This window comes from Acinetobacter faecalis (assembly GCF_034187745.1).
In the GTDB taxonomy this organism is placed as follows: Bacteria; Pseudomonadota; Gammaproteobacteria; order Pseudomonadales; family Moraxellaceae; genus Acinetobacter; species Acinetobacter faecalis.
In genome coordinates, this window is record NZ_JAXHPF010000006.1 from 100,681 (window position 1) to 114,120 (window position 13,440).

11 protein-coding genes are annotated in these 13,440 nt (G+C 36.5%); 8 read left to right on the forward strand and 3 right to left on the reverse strand.

The features are described 5' to 3' along the window. Positions 1 to 113 precede the first annotated feature (113 nt). Positions 114 to 485 carry a winged helix-turn-helix transcriptional regulator gene (locus SKM54_RS08215; RefSeq protein WP_154773408.1) on the forward strand — a complete coding sequence of 124 codons (372 nt, stop codon included), beginning with the start codon at positions 114 to 116 and terminating at the stop codon, positions 483 to 485. A gap of 150 nt (positions 486 to 635) precedes the next feature. Beyond that, complete coding sequence (locus SKM54_RS08220) at positions 636 to 1,229, forward strand: cold shock domain-containing protein (RefSeq protein ID WP_154773409.1); 594 nt, start codon at positions 636 to 638, stop codon at positions 1,227 to 1,229. 76 nt (positions 1,230 to 1,305) lie between these two features. Here SKM54_RS08220 and SKM54_RS08225 read toward each other — a convergent pair whose 3' ends face one another. Next, on the reverse strand, positions 1,306 to 2,502 hold the full coding sequence (locus SKM54_RS08225) for an MFS transporter (protein ID WP_154773410.1): 1,197 nt from the start codon (positions 2,500 to 2,502) through the stop codon (positions 1,306 to 1,308). A 261-nt stretch (positions 2,503 to 2,763) separates the two neighbouring features. Between SKM54_RS08225 and cgtA the strand changes: the two genes are divergently transcribed. Together cgtA and proB are read left to right on the forward strand one after the other, a co-directional pair. Then, a complete protein-coding gene (cgtA, locus tag SKM54_RS08230; RefSeq protein WP_154773411.1) occupies positions 2,764 to 3,978 on the forward strand; it encodes an Obg family GTPase CgtA in 1,215 nt (404 codons plus the stop codon). 29 nt (positions 3,979 to 4,007) lie between these two features. Continuing rightward, entirely contained in the window at positions 4,008 to 5,141 is a 1,134-nt protein-coding gene (proB, locus tag SKM54_RS08235; RefSeq protein WP_321095105.1) for a glutamate 5-kinase, read from the forward strand. A gap of 708 nt (positions 5,142 to 5,849) precedes the next feature. Here the strand turns inward: proB and SKM54_RS08240 are convergent. Beyond that, the gene (locus SKM54_RS08240; RefSeq protein ID WP_321095106.1) at positions 5,850 to 6,446 is read right to left on the reverse strand and encodes a phosphatase PAP2 family protein; all 597 of its coding nucleotides are present in this window, start codon (positions 6,444 to 6,446) and stop codon (positions 5,850 to 5,852) included. Between the two features lie 152 nt (positions 6,447 to 6,598). Continuing rightward, positions 6,599 to 7,303 (reverse strand): SIMPL domain-containing protein, encoded by a 705-nt coding sequence (locus SKM54_RS08245; protein WP_248103925.1) that lies wholly within the window; start codon positions 7,301 to 7,303, stop codon positions 6,599 to 6,601. A gap of 462 nt (positions 7,304 to 7,765) precedes the next feature. Here SKM54_RS08245 and SKM54_RS08250 point away from each other — a divergent pair, with 462 nt between their 5' ends. From SKM54_RS08250 to SKM54_RS08265, 4 genes are all read left to right on the forward strand, one after another. Continuing rightward, positions 7,766 to 9,139: a diaminobutyrate--2-oxoglutarate transaminase gene (locus SKM54_RS08250; RefSeq protein ID WP_154773558.1), complete on the forward strand. Its 1,374-nt coding sequence runs from the start codon at positions 7,766 to 7,768 to the stop codon at positions 9,137 to 9,139. Next, a complete protein-coding gene (locus SKM54_RS08255) occupies positions 9,139 to 10,671 on the forward strand; it encodes a pyridoxal phosphate-dependent decarboxylase family protein (protein ID WP_321087029.1) in 1,533 nt (510 codons plus the stop codon). Before SKM54_RS08250 ends, SKM54_RS08255 begins: the two co-directional genes overlap by 1 nt. A 185-nt stretch (positions 10,672 to 10,856) precedes the next feature. After that, positions 10,857 to 12,128, forward strand: coding sequence for an amidohydrolase family protein (locus SKM54_RS08260; RefSeq protein ID WP_321095107.1), 1,272 nt, complete (start codon positions 10,857 to 10,859; stop codon positions 12,126 to 12,128). 265 nt (positions 12,129 to 12,393) lie between these two features. Continuing rightward, positions 12,394 to 13,419, forward strand: coding sequence for a substrate-binding domain-containing protein (locus tag SKM54_RS08265; protein WP_154773561.1), 1,026 nt, complete (start codon positions 12,394 to 12,396; stop codon positions 13,417 to 13,419). Positions 13,420 to 13,440 lie beyond the last annotated feature (21 nt).

Genomic DNA, 13,440 nt, shown 5'->3' on the forward strand with positions numbered 1-13,440 from the left:
TCTCACATTATTTTGATGAATAAATAAACTTGATCGATGAATATTAATTTGTTAACTTACCAAAAGAAAGTACATACCAAAAAGTAAGTTAATTACTAAAAAGGAATATTTTTATGTCTAGCTATGAAACGAGTAAATTATTAGGTCAAGTTTTATCTACAGATTGTCCATCTCGGGAAATATTGGAACATTTAACAAACAAATGGTCTGTTCTAGTTTTGAGATGTTTAAGTGACGGGGTACATCGTTTTAGTGAGTTAAAACAGCGTATAGAGGGCGTGAGCGAAAAAATGCTTTCACAAACGTTAAAAATGCTTGAGCAAGACGGTTTTATTTTACGTACGGTTTATCCTGTTGTACCGCCAAAAGTGGAATATCAACTGACAATTTTGGGGTCACAAGCAGCCGAAAAGATGAATTATTTAATTCAGTGGATTGAGCGTAGTTTGCCTGAGATTTTAGATAATAAAAAAACAGGATCTTAGCTTGAATTATTATTTGACTCTTATTGTTTTTTATTAAACTTAAGTTTTGGGTAAATCGCTGTTAATCAATATGTTTTTGCTTATTTTGCACTAAAAACACTCAGTTTTTAGTGTATAATTATTTCTTTATTAAGAATTAAAGTTAGTCAAATGTTTTGTGAAGGTGTTGTAAAAACTTATAACGAAGATAGGGGTTTTGGTTTTATTAAAGTTGAAAATCAACAGAAAGATATATTTTTTCATATTAAAGATTTTCCTAACAAAAATATTCAACCAAAAATAGGTGAAAGACTTAAATTTAGAATTTCTAATGATCATAATGGAAAAGCTAAAGCAGAAAATATCGTACGTTTAGATGTTTATGTTGAAGAGCGTCAAAATATAAATTCGTCTGTAGCTTATTCAAAAAGACAAACCAACCGCAAAAAACAACAACCGAAAACTTTTAATTTTTTAAATTTCATATTGGGTTTTGTTATTATTGCTGTTTTTTTAGCAGTGTTTATTCCTTTTGTGACAGGGATTTATAAAAGAGAAACTTTAAAAAGACAAGTTGCTGAACCAATGGCAATGGTCTCCAAAACTACTGATAGCACTACAAACTCAAATTTTAGATGTGATGGGCGTAAGCATTGTAGTGAAATGAGCTCTCGTGATGAAGCTGTATATTTTATTAATAATTGTCCTGGAACTCTTATGGATGGCGATGGTGATGGTGATCCGTGTGAGGGGCAGTTTCGTTAGATCGAAAAAATTGAATTGATATGCTCTAAAAGTCGAAAAATACAAGATATATTTTTCGACTTTTATTAACAAACTGCTATGAGGTCGCTTTCATCTTTCTAAAATCCCATCGATCAATTAATAAAATTCCTATTGAGAAGACAAGACCAAGAACAACACAACCAATCCACTCATAATGTTCCCATGCATATACAGCCCCTAAAGAACCTAAGGCAGCACCTGTAAAATAAATGGTCATATACACGGCATTAATTCGTGAGCGAGCCTTACCATCAATGCGATAAACTAAATTCTGATTTAATACATGGAATGCTGTTAAACCAAAATAGCTCATTAGCACGCCAATCGCATAAATCCAAATATTTTGTTGTGCAAAGAACAACGGAATGCAAGAAAATAGCATGAGCATAATGCATAGCTTTGCGACAAAATTTTCTTTACCTAAGCCAACTGTTTTACCTGACCAACTTGAAGAATAAATCCCAATTACACCTAAAAGTCCAAAAAGACCAATTTCAAAGTCAGAGAAATAATAAGGCGCAGTACCCAATACAAGAGTCATAGAGGTAAAGACCATCGACAAAATGCCAAAACCTAAAGCACCTGCACAGGCACGGCGAATAAGATGTGGATTATCTTTCGCAATATTCCAAAGCGAACGATAAATTCCACCAACGGTTAAACCTGCTTGTGCAGTAGTATTTGGAAGTTTTTTCCACATAATGATGGCAAAAAGAAGAGTGATAATGCCACTTGAAAAATACACGCCTTCCCATGACCAATAGGTAGAAACAAATCCTGCAAATGTACGAGATAAAATGATCCCCATCACCAAACCACTCATGAGCTTTCCTACGGTTGCTGCACTTGACTCAGGAGGGCTAATGGTTGAAGCAAAAGGAATTAATACTTGGGCAGAAATTGCACCAAAAGTAGCACATAGGGTAAAAATATAAAGCGTAGATAATGTCGTACTAAAGGATAATAAAATTTGAGAGAGCGCGGCAAATACCATTAAGCTCACAATGAATTTTCGCTTATTTAAATAATCGCCTAAAGGAACAAGTAGCATTAAACCTAGAACATAACCAATTTGTGCTACAACCACTGCAAAACCTGCTTGGCTTGTTGTTACCCCTAAACCTTTCTCGATAGAATTAATTAAAGGTTGGTTGAAATAAGCTGAACCTGCACATAAACCACATGCAAGTGCCATCAGTAATACAAATTGAGATGACAAAGGTTGAGTGTTTTTCCTTTCCGCAGTAGACATAAGCATACTCAAAATTTTAATTGTGAAACTATAGGCAGGTGAATGCTAAAGTAGAAATAATTAAAAACAATCATTTAATTGTTGAAAGGTATAGATGATTGAATATATGAAAAATAAGCTAAAATAAATTAATTGAATAGGAAAATAATCAGGACGAGCTAAGCGAATCATTTCTTTATTGTATTGTGTGTAAATATAGTCGAGAAATTCTTTAAAATGTGGCAGAATATGGGGTTTTAAAGTTTTTAGAGGATTGGCAATATGCGCTTTGTTGATGAAGCAGTCATTACCGTAGAGGCTGGCGACGGTGGCAATGGCGTAGCCAGTTTTCGCCGTGAAAAGTTCGTACCATTTGGTGGTCCAGATGGTGGTGATGGTGGTCGTGGCGGTAGTATTCATATTCAAGCCGATGACGACACAAGTACACTTGTAGATTATCGTTATACCCGTAGATACCGCGCAGAACGTGGTAAAAATGGTCGTGGCGCAAACTGTGCAGGTCGTGGTGGTGAATCAGTAATTCTAAAAGTTCCAGTTGGAACAACTATTGTTGATGTAGAGTCTGGCGACATTATTGGCGATTTGATCGAAGACGGTCAAAGCGTAATGGTTGCCCAAGGTGGCGATGGTGGTTTGGGTAATACACACTTCAAATCATCTACAAACCGTTCACCACGTAAATGTACACACGGAACAAAAGGTGAGTTCCGTGAAGTACGTTTAGAACTTAAAGTATTGGCGGATGTTGGCTTGCTAGGCATGCCTAATGCGGGTAAATCAACCTTTATTCGAGCAGTTTCTGCTGCAAAACCAAAAGTTGCAGATTATCCATTTACCACTATGGTTCCAAACCTTGGTGTTGTAGATGCTGACCGTTATCGTTCATTTGTAATGGCGGATATTCCAGGTCTAATTGAAGGTGCATCTGAAGGCGCGGGTCTTGGTATTCGTTTCCTTAAGCATTTAGCACGTACACGTATTTTATTACACATTGTAGATGTTCAACCAATTGACGGTTCTGATCCTGCATACAATGCAAAAGCAATTTTGAAAGAGCTAGAAAACTTCTCTCCTACGCTTTCAAAATTACCAATTGTATTGATATTAAATAAAGTCGATCAATTAGCTGAAGAAACTCGTGAAGAATGGTGTAACCATATTCTTGAAGAATTACAGTGGAACGGTCCTGTATTCAAAACTTCTGGCTTAACGGCTGAAGGCACGAAAGATGTCGTTTATTACTTGATGGATCAAATTGAAGAACAACGCGAACGCGAAGTTGAAGATCCTGAATACGCAGCAGAAATGAAAGCATTCCGTGATCAGCTTGAAGCTGAAACACGTGAGCAAACATTGGCTGCGAAAGAGGCATATCGTGAAATGCGTCGTCAACAACGTCTTGCTGGTATTTTGGGCGAAGACGATGAAGATGATGAAGACGACGATAACGATGTAGAAGTAGTTTACGTACGTTAAGCTCTTATGGAAGAGTAACTGAGGACAAGATGATAGAAGTGGTAGATGGGCAACGTCAGCTCAAGGGTTGTAAACGAATCGTTGTTAAGATCGGATCATCTTTACTCACAGCAAATGGGCAAGGTTTAGATATAACTGCAATTTCGCATTGGGCTGAACAAATTGCAGATCTACACAATGCAGGACACGAGATTATTCTTGTGTCATCGGGTGCTGTGGCTGAAGGCATGGTTCGAATGAAACTTGAGAATCGACCCATAGATCTACCTAGTCTTCAGGCGTGTGCCGCCATTGGTCAAATGGGTTTAATACATACATGGTCAAGTGTGCTTGAAAAACATAGCATACAAACGGCTCAAGTATTATTAACCCATGATGACTTGGCAGATCGTCGACGCTATTTAAATTCATGTGATGCTTTGCAACACTTAATTGATTGGCGTGTGATTCCTGTTATTAATGAAAATGACACGGTTTCTACAGATGAAATTCGCTTTGGTGATAACGATACTTTGGCAGCAATGGTTGCGGGTCAGGTTCATGGTGATTTGTTAATTATTCTGACAGATCAACAAGGTATGTTCGATTCAGACCCTCGTTCTAACCCAAATGCTAAACTTTTTGACACTGTTCGTGCTTTAGATGAAAGTCTATTCGATATGGCAGGCGGTGGTGGTAAGTTTGGTCGTGGTGGTATGTTGACCAAAGTTCGTGCTGCTCGTTTAGCTGCAAAGTCGGGTTGTCCTACGCTTATTGCAAGTGGGGATAGTGATCGAGTTCTTTCTCGTTTAATGGCGGGGGAAATGCTCGGTACATTGTTTGTTACGGACAATGATCGTATTACAGCTCATCAACAATGGTTAGCTGCTCACTTGCAAACAGCAGGGCGTTTAGTCATTGATGATGGTGCTGTGAAAGCAATTAAAGAGAATCACCGTAGTTTGTTGCCTGTAGGTGTAAAAGTTGTAGAGGGGCATTTTGAGCGCGGTGATGTGGTTGAATGTGTCGATATTGATGGTGGTCGTGTTGCTGTTGGTCGTGTGAACTTTAGTTCTCGTTCGGCTGATATTGTAAAAGGCTTATCTTCAGATAAAGTTCATCAGGTTTTAGGTGAAGCTCGTTCACTTGAGATGATTCATAGAAATCATATGGCGATTTATTAATACATTTTTGAATAGATGTTGAAAGGCTTAATTCTGTAAAGAGTTAAGCCTTTTTTATTTTAATGTATTAAATTAATTCAACAAAATGATAGAGAATTTAAATTAAATCAGAGAGCACGTTCTTTTAATTTGATAGGGTAAAAGGGAGTAGTCTTTAGAAGGTATTCCTGAAATGATAGGTTTTCCATTTTTATCGTAAAAAAATGATATATTGTTCTGAGACTGAGTTTTACAATTTATTTCATATTTAATAATAGAATATTTTTCTGAACCAATATTTTGGTTATAGATGGATCTAAGTTCTATAAGGATTTTATTTTGGTCGTTCAATGGTTCTCTAATTAGGAGCATTTATTTGATAAAAAAATCAGTTTGGATCGAGCCTAAGACTTTAGTGCCTTTGGGAGGTGTTTTAAAATTTTCTTCAAATTCTTTTATATCAATAGATTCAATGGATGAAAAAACTTGAGAGCTAATTATTGTCGATAAAAATAATAAATATTTTTTCATTTGTATGAACCTTGAAGCAAGTTGTTATAATTATGGCTAATGAGGTGCTTATGTAAATAGGAAGTCTATAAATAATTTTGACTATATAAGCGCAAGAAAAGTGTAAAATTAGTAATGTACTTACATAGTATAAATATACATAATTTGCTTTTAAATTAGAAATTTTTAATAACATTTGATTTTAATAGCTATAATTTTTTATTGAATTAACCCTTTATTAATTAAAAAGGAAAATATTTTTCGGTAAAGCATCATCACCCAAGCCATAAGTCGCTCTTTATAGATATTCCATAGTTTTAGACCTGAAATATTTACAACAAAAGCAAAGAAAAAAGCACCAAACATATCTAAAGGGAAGTGAACGCCCACATAAACACGTGCCCATGCAACTAACCAAGCGACGGCAAGAAGTAATTTACCTAATTGTCTTTGTGATGAAAAATAATAAGACAAGGCGAGTCCACTAAAAATACTCATATGATTACTTGGAAAAGAGCCAGTAGGTGCGTGCGTTAAAATGGTTTCGCCAACGTTCATTACAAACGGTCTTGGTGTATCTAATACAAAAGATAAAATTTCACTAATGAATAACGTAATTGATGTAAATATAAATGCTTTTAAGATGTTCTTTTTAGTTTCAATGTTGCCAATAAGCCAAGCACAAATAAAACTTAAAAATACAATGTAAATTAAATCATGTGCGATAAAAGTTGCATACGACACCATAAAATGAGATGCCTGCTCTGGAACATTAAAGATGTGAAATAAATATAAATTTAAGTTTTGAAAGGGCATTTTTAAAGAAGATAAGAATAGAAATTTAATGATTCACTTTAACTAATTTATTATTTTTATTAAGTGGATTTATTGTTAGTTTGTTTTAATAAAGATCATATGAAAGAGAATCAAAACCGCAGTAATTGTATGCGGTTTTGATTTCATAAATCTTATTTTAATTGAATAGAGCCATTTGCATTTACGGTAATTTGAGATTCACCACTTGCCATTTCTTGTTCTGGCATTGCATCTGAACTTGAAGCTTTTAACATTGCCATACGTGGTACAGCTCGATTGGTATAACTATTTGTATTTAAATTCAGATTAATGAGTTGATAACTGGGTTTATTCCAAGCTTGAGCCAATGATTTTGCGCGTTGTTGAAAATTTTTAGATGCTTCAATCATGAGTTCATTTTCAACTTTCTTACGTTGACTATCTGAAACATTAAAGTTAATAGATTGGGTCAGGAAGTTTTGTTGAAGTTCGCTAATAAGTTGGCTTGCAGCTTTGAAATCTTTACTTTCTAAGCGAATTTCAGCACGACCACGCCATTCTTTTACTTTGCGATTATCATTGTCATAAATTGGATATGTACTTTGCGAACCTGTTTCAACCTTAATTTGCGTATATTTTTTAGCTGTATTAACGGCTTGTGTCATTAATTGGTTGATTTCACTTGAAAGCTGAGCAGGTTGTTTATTTGTCTTCTCTATATATAAAACAGCCGTCATTTCATCATTTGAAATTTTACGTGAAGCTTCAGCTTGAATATTAAGAACATTGTAATTTAAAACTTGGTTGTCTTGAGCAAAAGCTGGAGCAGAAATAGAAGTTGTTAAAGCAAGTGCTAAAGTAGTGTAAAAATGACGCATATTTATTCCTAATATTTAGCTATATTTATATTGTTTATAGCATAAAAATTTTATGTGCATCATTTATGCAGGAACTGTAGTTTCTCTGTAAAAATAGATTTCTCTGCTGAGTTAACTACGTTAAATAAAATTATTAATTTTTAGTGGGTTATCTATCGATTGAGTGTGCTTTTTTTAATCTAAAAATATATAATAAAAAATAGGCTTTTCTTTTATTTGTCACAGCGTAAGATGATAATTCAATCTATTGGGTAGTTGAATGTAATTTTCCAATAAATTAAGGGTAATTTAATTTCCTAAAAGTGTTTATTTTTTAGAAAAATTAGGTATTATCCGCCTCCTAGTTAGTGAATGCAGAATCTGCGAAATTAAACTAACTAGAAAACCATAAAGCACCGAGTCAAAAGACCGAAAGTCCCCCGACTTATTTCTTTCAACCCATATCAGAGATGGTAATTCGATATGAGCGTTTCTTCAGTAAATCCTGCCACTAAGTCTACTAACGAATACTACCTGACTCGCCAAAGTCAGATGGAATCTAATGTTCGTAGCTATCCACGTAAACTTCCACTTGCGATAGCAAAAGCTTTGGGCTGTTGGGTTACCGATGTTGAAGGTACAGAGTACCTCGATTGTTTAGCTGGGGCAGGGACTTTGGCATTAGGCCATAATCACCCTGCGGTCATTCAAAGTATCCAAGATACACTTGCAAGCGGTTTACCGTTGCATACTTTGGATTTAACAACACCTTTAAAAGATGCTTTCACTGAAGCACTACTTGAGCAGTTACCTGGTGGTAAAGCTGAGTATTGCCTACAGTTCTGTGGCCCGTCTGGTGCAGATGGTACAGAAGCAGCAATTAAATTAGCAAAAACTTACACTGGTCGTAGTTCAGTAATCAGCTTCTCAGGTGGTTACCACGGTATGACTCACGGTTCTTTAGCAATGACAGGTAACTTGTCTGCTAAAAATGCTGTGAATGGCTTAATGCCAGGTGTTCAATTTATGCCGTATCCGCATGAATACCGTTGCCCATTGGGTATTGGTGGTGAAGCAGGTGTTGATGCATTAACTTATTTCTTTGAAAACTTCATTGAAGATGTAGAAAGTGGTGTAACTAAACCTGCTGCTGTTATTCTTGAAGCAATTCAAGGTGAAGGTGGTGTGGTAACTGCACCTGTAAAATGGTTGAAAAAAATCCGCGAAGTGACAGAAAAACACAACATTGTGTTAATTCTAGACGAAGTTCAAGCGGGCTTTGGACGTTCAGGCAAAATGTTTGCCTTTGAACATGCGGGTATTGAACCAGATGTAGTTGTAATGTCTAAAGCTGTTGGTGGTAGCTTACCGCTTGCAGTGCTTGGTATTAAACGTAAGTTTGATGCTTGGCAGCCTGCAGGTCACACGGGTACTTTCCGTGGTAACCAACTTGCTATGGGTACTGGTCTTGCAACAATCAAAACCATCAAAGAACAAAACTTGGCTCAAAACGCACAAGAACGTGGCGATTTCTTACAAGCTGAATTTAAAAAATTAGCTGTAGAATTCCCATGTATTGGTAACGTGCGTGGTCGTGGTTTAATGCTTGGTGTTGAAATTGTAGATGAGCGTCAAGCGGCAGATCATATGGGTTCTTTACCAGGTGATTCTCAATTGGCAGCAGCAATTCAAGCAGCGTGTTTCGACAACAAATTGTTGTTAGAAAAAGGTGGTCGTAACGGTACAGTAATTCGTTTACTTTGCCCGTTAATTATCACTCATGATGAATGTGTTGAAGCCGTTGCTCGTTTCAAAAAAGCAGTTGCTGAAGCTCTAGTTGCAGTTCGAGGCGCATAATGGTTGATTTTGCAGAACATCGTAAAGCGTTATTCTGCAATGATGCACAATCCATTGCTGACTACCAGTCAGCAATGGATTCAGCTGTAAAAGCTGTATCTGCATGGTTGCAAAATGACAAAATGTACACGGGCGGTAGCATCAAAGAGCTTCGCTCTGCTATTGCATTCAATCCTTCGAAAGAAGGTTTAGGTGTACAAAAATCTCTTGATCGTATGGTCGAGCTTTTCTTAAATAAAAGCTTAAAAGTACATCATCCTCATTCTTTAGCGCATTTGCACTGCCCAACAATGGTAACAAGCCAAATTGCGGAAGTGCTGATTAATGCAACAAACCAGTCAATGGATTCATGGGATCAAAGCCCTGCAGGTTCATTGATGGAAGTTCAGTTGATTGACTGGCTTCGTCAAAAAGTGGGCTATGGTGCAGGTCAAGCAGGTGTATTCACCTCTGGCGGTACACAGTCTAACTTGATGGGCGTGTTGCTTGCGCGTGATGCGTGTATCGCGAAAAACTGGAAAGATGAAAACGGCAATCCGTGGTCTGTTCAGCGTGATGGCGTGCCTGCGGAAGCAATGCGTAATGTGAAAGTGATTTGCTCTGAAAACGCACATTTCTCTGTTCAAAAGAACATGGCGATGATGGGCATGGGCTTCCAATCTGTTGTGACTGTTCCTGTGAACGACAACGCACAGATGGATGTAGAAGCACTTGAAAAAACGATGGCTCACCTTCAAGCTGAAGGTAAAATCGTGGCATGTGTGGTTGCAACTGCGGGTACTACCGATGCAGGCGCAATTGATCCATTGAAAGAAATTCGTGAAATCACCAACAAATATGGCGCGTGGATGCATATCGATGCGGCTTGGGGTGGTGCGTTAATTCTTTCTAATGATTATCGTTCTATGCTAGACGGTATCGAGCTTTCTGACTCAGTTACGCTTGATTTCCATAAGCATTATTTCCAAACGATTTCATGTGGCGCATTCTTGCTGAAAGATGAAGCGAACTATCGTTTCATGCATTATGAAGCGGAGTACTTAAACTCTGCTTATGATGAAGAGCATGGCGTACCAAACCTTGTGTCTAAATCGCTACAAACAACGCGTCGTTTCGATGCATTGAAATTGTGGATGACGGTTGAAGCATTGGGTGAAGAACTTTACGGTTCGATGATCGATCACGGTGTTGGTTTAACACGTGATGTTGCAGAATATATTACTGCAACTGACGGTCTAGAAATGTTGGTTGATCCACAATTTGCTTCAGTATTATTCCGTGTAATTCCTGAAGGTTATCCAACAGAATTACTGGATACACTCAACCAAAACGTAGCAGATGAATTGTTTGCTCGTGGTGAAGCGAATATTGGTGTAACTAAAGTGGGTCAAGTTCAATCATTGAAAATGACGACTTTAAGCCCAGTTGCGACTTTAGACAATGTGAAGAACTTGCTTGCACTTGTGCTTGCAGAAGCTGATCGTATTAAAGATCCAATTGCAGACGGTACATATGTAACAGCATTAGATTAATTTAATGCTTTACATAAAATAGGCGCTCACTTGAGCGTCTTTTTTTTGAGAATTACATTACAATTTTTTGTGAATCATCATTATTATTTTTAAAGCATGATATATTATTTATAGGTTAAATAAGAAATGAAAACCTCAAATTACAAATAAAAAGACATCTCAAAATATGTGTCTACGGAGAGAAAATGAATACTAAAAAAATGGCATTCAAAACATTATTGCTTAGTGCATTTATAAGTACTCAAGCTTATGCAGCAGATATCATTATTAAGAATGCAAATGTATTTGATGGTACGGGTTCAGACCTGATTAAAAATGCAAATGTCATTATTGAAAATGGCAAGGTTAAAGCCATAGAAACAGGTAGAACTAAAGAAAAGGCTAATCAAATTATCGATGCAAAAGGTAAAACGGTAATGCCGGGAATTATCAATAGCCATTTGCATTTGTTTTGGAATATGTATGACTTACCACCTAAAATGCCGGCAACCAATGATGATCAAGCTAAACAATTTATTCATGGTGAGTTGAAAGAGCGATTACATGATCATTTAGCACATGGAATTACGTCTATTTTATCTCCAATTGATTTTTGGCCTTATATTGATGAAGTGAAAAAGAAAGTAGAAGCAGGCGAAATTTCGGGACCACGTGTATTTATGGCTGGTCCTGTACTCATTCAATCGGGTGATTATTATGCGTGTGCAGGTTTGTCAGGTGCAGAATTAAAATGGTGTGATGAGCATGTTCGTTTGCCAATTGATACGCCAAAACAAGCTAAAGCATCGGTACAAAAATTAGTGGGTTATAAAACAGATGTTGTTGTTTATGACGGTGTCACCAATCAAAAAAAATTTAATCTGCCATCTTTAAAAGCAATTGTTGAAGAAGCACATAAAAATAATTTGAAGGTGCTTGTTCATAATGCTGATGCTAAAAATGTCCCAGCGATGATTGAAGCGGGTGTAGATGTATTTATTCATCCACCTGCAATTACTAAAGATACAGATGGACGTTATTTAAAAGTATTAGGCGAGAAGAAAATGCCACTTGCGATTACGCTTGGCTTTATGGAGCGTTACATTGGGTTAGGTTTCGCTTCTGAAAAGGACAAAAATGATTATGACATTATGCAAAATAATATTCAGGTCATGCTAAAAGCAGGTGCAACGCCATTATTTACATCGGATGTGCCAGGTATTCCTGCAAAGGAAGTTATTCCAATGGTGACAGGTGTTATGAAAGGTCAGGGCATAGACAATAAAACAATTTTATTATCTGCTACACGAGAAGGTGCTAAAGCTTTAGGTGTGACAAATTTAGGGACGCTTGAGCAAGGTAAAATTGCAGATTTAATTCTTGTAGATGGTGACCCATTAAAAGATATTAAGGCGCTTGAACGTGTTCAATTGGTTGTAAAAGATGGTGCTGTTGTTGTAAATCATCTTAAAAAATAAGATATTCAAATATTGAGTTTTAAGTTATTTAAGAACTGGAATTCGATAGATAAATATTTAAAAATTATAAATATCCGTGCATTTTTGTGCGGATATTTTTATTGAATAGAAAGTATAAAATTTTTGATTGTGTGCCAAATATAATAAAATCGTAATATAGCTGTAATCTATCTGTCATATTATCTGCTCAAAATGCAATAACACAGAACAAGTACAAAACTAAAAAAAGTGGCGTACTCCAAGTTTGCATAAAAGAGAGATTCAAATGCGCTATACAAATATTGCAATTGCATTAGCAGTTTCAGCGGCAGCTGTAGCAACAACAGCAAATGCGGCTCGTGACACAATTCAAATCGCTGGTTCTTCAACAGTACTTCCATATGCAAGTATTGTAGCTGAAGAATTTGGTAACACTTTTCCACAATTTAAATCACCTGTTGTAGGTTCAGGTGGTAGTTCGGGTGGTTTGAAACAGTTCTGTAATGGTGTTGGCGATAACACGATTGATATTGCAAACTCTTCTCGTCAAATTAAAAGTACAGAGCTTGCTGCATGTAAAAAAGCAGGCGTTAACCAAGTATTAGAAATTAAAATTGGTTATGACGGTATTGTATTTGCATCAAACTCTAAAAAAGCGGCTTATAAATTACGCCCACAACATGTATTCGCAGCTTTAGCAGCTGAATTACCATCGAATGGTAAAATGGTTAAAAACCCGTATACGCGTTGGAACCAAATTGATAAATCACTTCCAAATGAACCAATTACTTTAGTAATTCCAGCTTCTAACCACGGTACACGTGAAGTGTTCCAAGAAAAAATGGTAGAAGCAGGTTGTGAAACATATTCAGCAATTAAAGCTTTAAGTAAAGATGAGCAAAAGAAAACATGTTCAACTTTCCGTAAAGATGGACGAGTAATTGAAATTGCTGGTGATTACACTGAAACATTAGCGCGTCTTAAGACATCGCCAAGTGCTGTAGGTGTGTTTGGTCTAGGTTTCTATGAACAAAACCGTGACAAGCTTCGTGTTGCAACAGTAAACAATGTTGCGCCATCTGAGCAAACAATCTTAAATGGTTCTTACCCTGTATCACGTCCATTGTTCTTCTACGTGAAAGGTGAGCACCTTAAATCAATCAAAGGTTTGTCTCAATTTACTGAATACTTCTTAAGCAAGAAAGTGTCTGGTAAAGGTTCTAAGTTAGATAAAGCTGGTTTGATTTCTATGTCAGACAAAGAGCGTGCTCAAGTTCTTGCGAACTTCAAAGCAGGCAAAGCAGTTAAGTAATACAGATAAGCTGATGATTAG

What these genes read in the sequence shown, in the direction of transcription:
- SKM54_RS08245 (WP_248103925.1), bottom strand. Translation starts at nt 7,303, where the DNA reads ATGCGTCATTTTTACACTACTTTAGCACTTGCTTTAACAACTTCTATT.
- SKM54_RS08260 (WP_321095107.1), top strand. Translation starts at nt 10,857, where the DNA reads ATGAATACTAAAAAAATGGCATTCAAAACATTATTGCTTAGTGCATTT.
- SKM54_RS08255 (WP_321087029.1), top strand. Translation starts at nt 9,139, where the DNA reads ATGGTTGATTTTGCAGAACATCGTAAAGCGTTATTCTGCAATGATGCA.
- SKM54_RS08265 (WP_154773561.1), top strand. Translation starts at nt 12,394, where the DNA reads ATGCGCTATACAAATATTGCAATTGCATTAGCAGTTTCAGCGGCAGCT.
- SKM54_RS08225 (WP_154773410.1), bottom strand. Translation starts at nt 2,502, where the DNA reads ATGTCTACTGCGGAAAGGAAAAACACTCAACCTTTGTCATCTCAATTT.
- SKM54_RS08215 (WP_154773408.1), top strand. Translation starts at nt 114, where the DNA reads ATGTCTAGCTATGAAACGAGTAAATTATTAGGTCAAGTTTTATCTACA.
- cgtA (WP_154773411.1), top strand. Translation starts at nt 2,764, where the DNA reads ATGCGCTTTGTTGATGAAGCAGTCATTACCGTAGAGGCTGGCGACGGT.
- SKM54_RS08220 (WP_154773409.1), top strand. Translation starts at nt 636, where the DNA reads ATGTTTTGTGAAGGTGTTGTAAAAACTTATAACGAAGATAGGGGTTTT.
- SKM54_RS08240 (WP_321095106.1), bottom strand. Translation starts at nt 6,446, where the DNA reads ATGCCCTTTCAAAACTTAAATTTATATTTATTTCACATCTTTAATGTT.
- SKM54_RS08250 (WP_154773558.1), top strand. Translation starts at nt 7,766, where the DNA reads ATGAGCGTTTCTTCAGTAAATCCTGCCACTAAGTCTACTAACGAATAC.
- proB (WP_321095105.1), top strand. Translation starts at nt 4,008, where the DNA reads ATGATAGAAGTGGTAGATGGGCAACGTCAGCTCAAGGGTTGTAAACGA.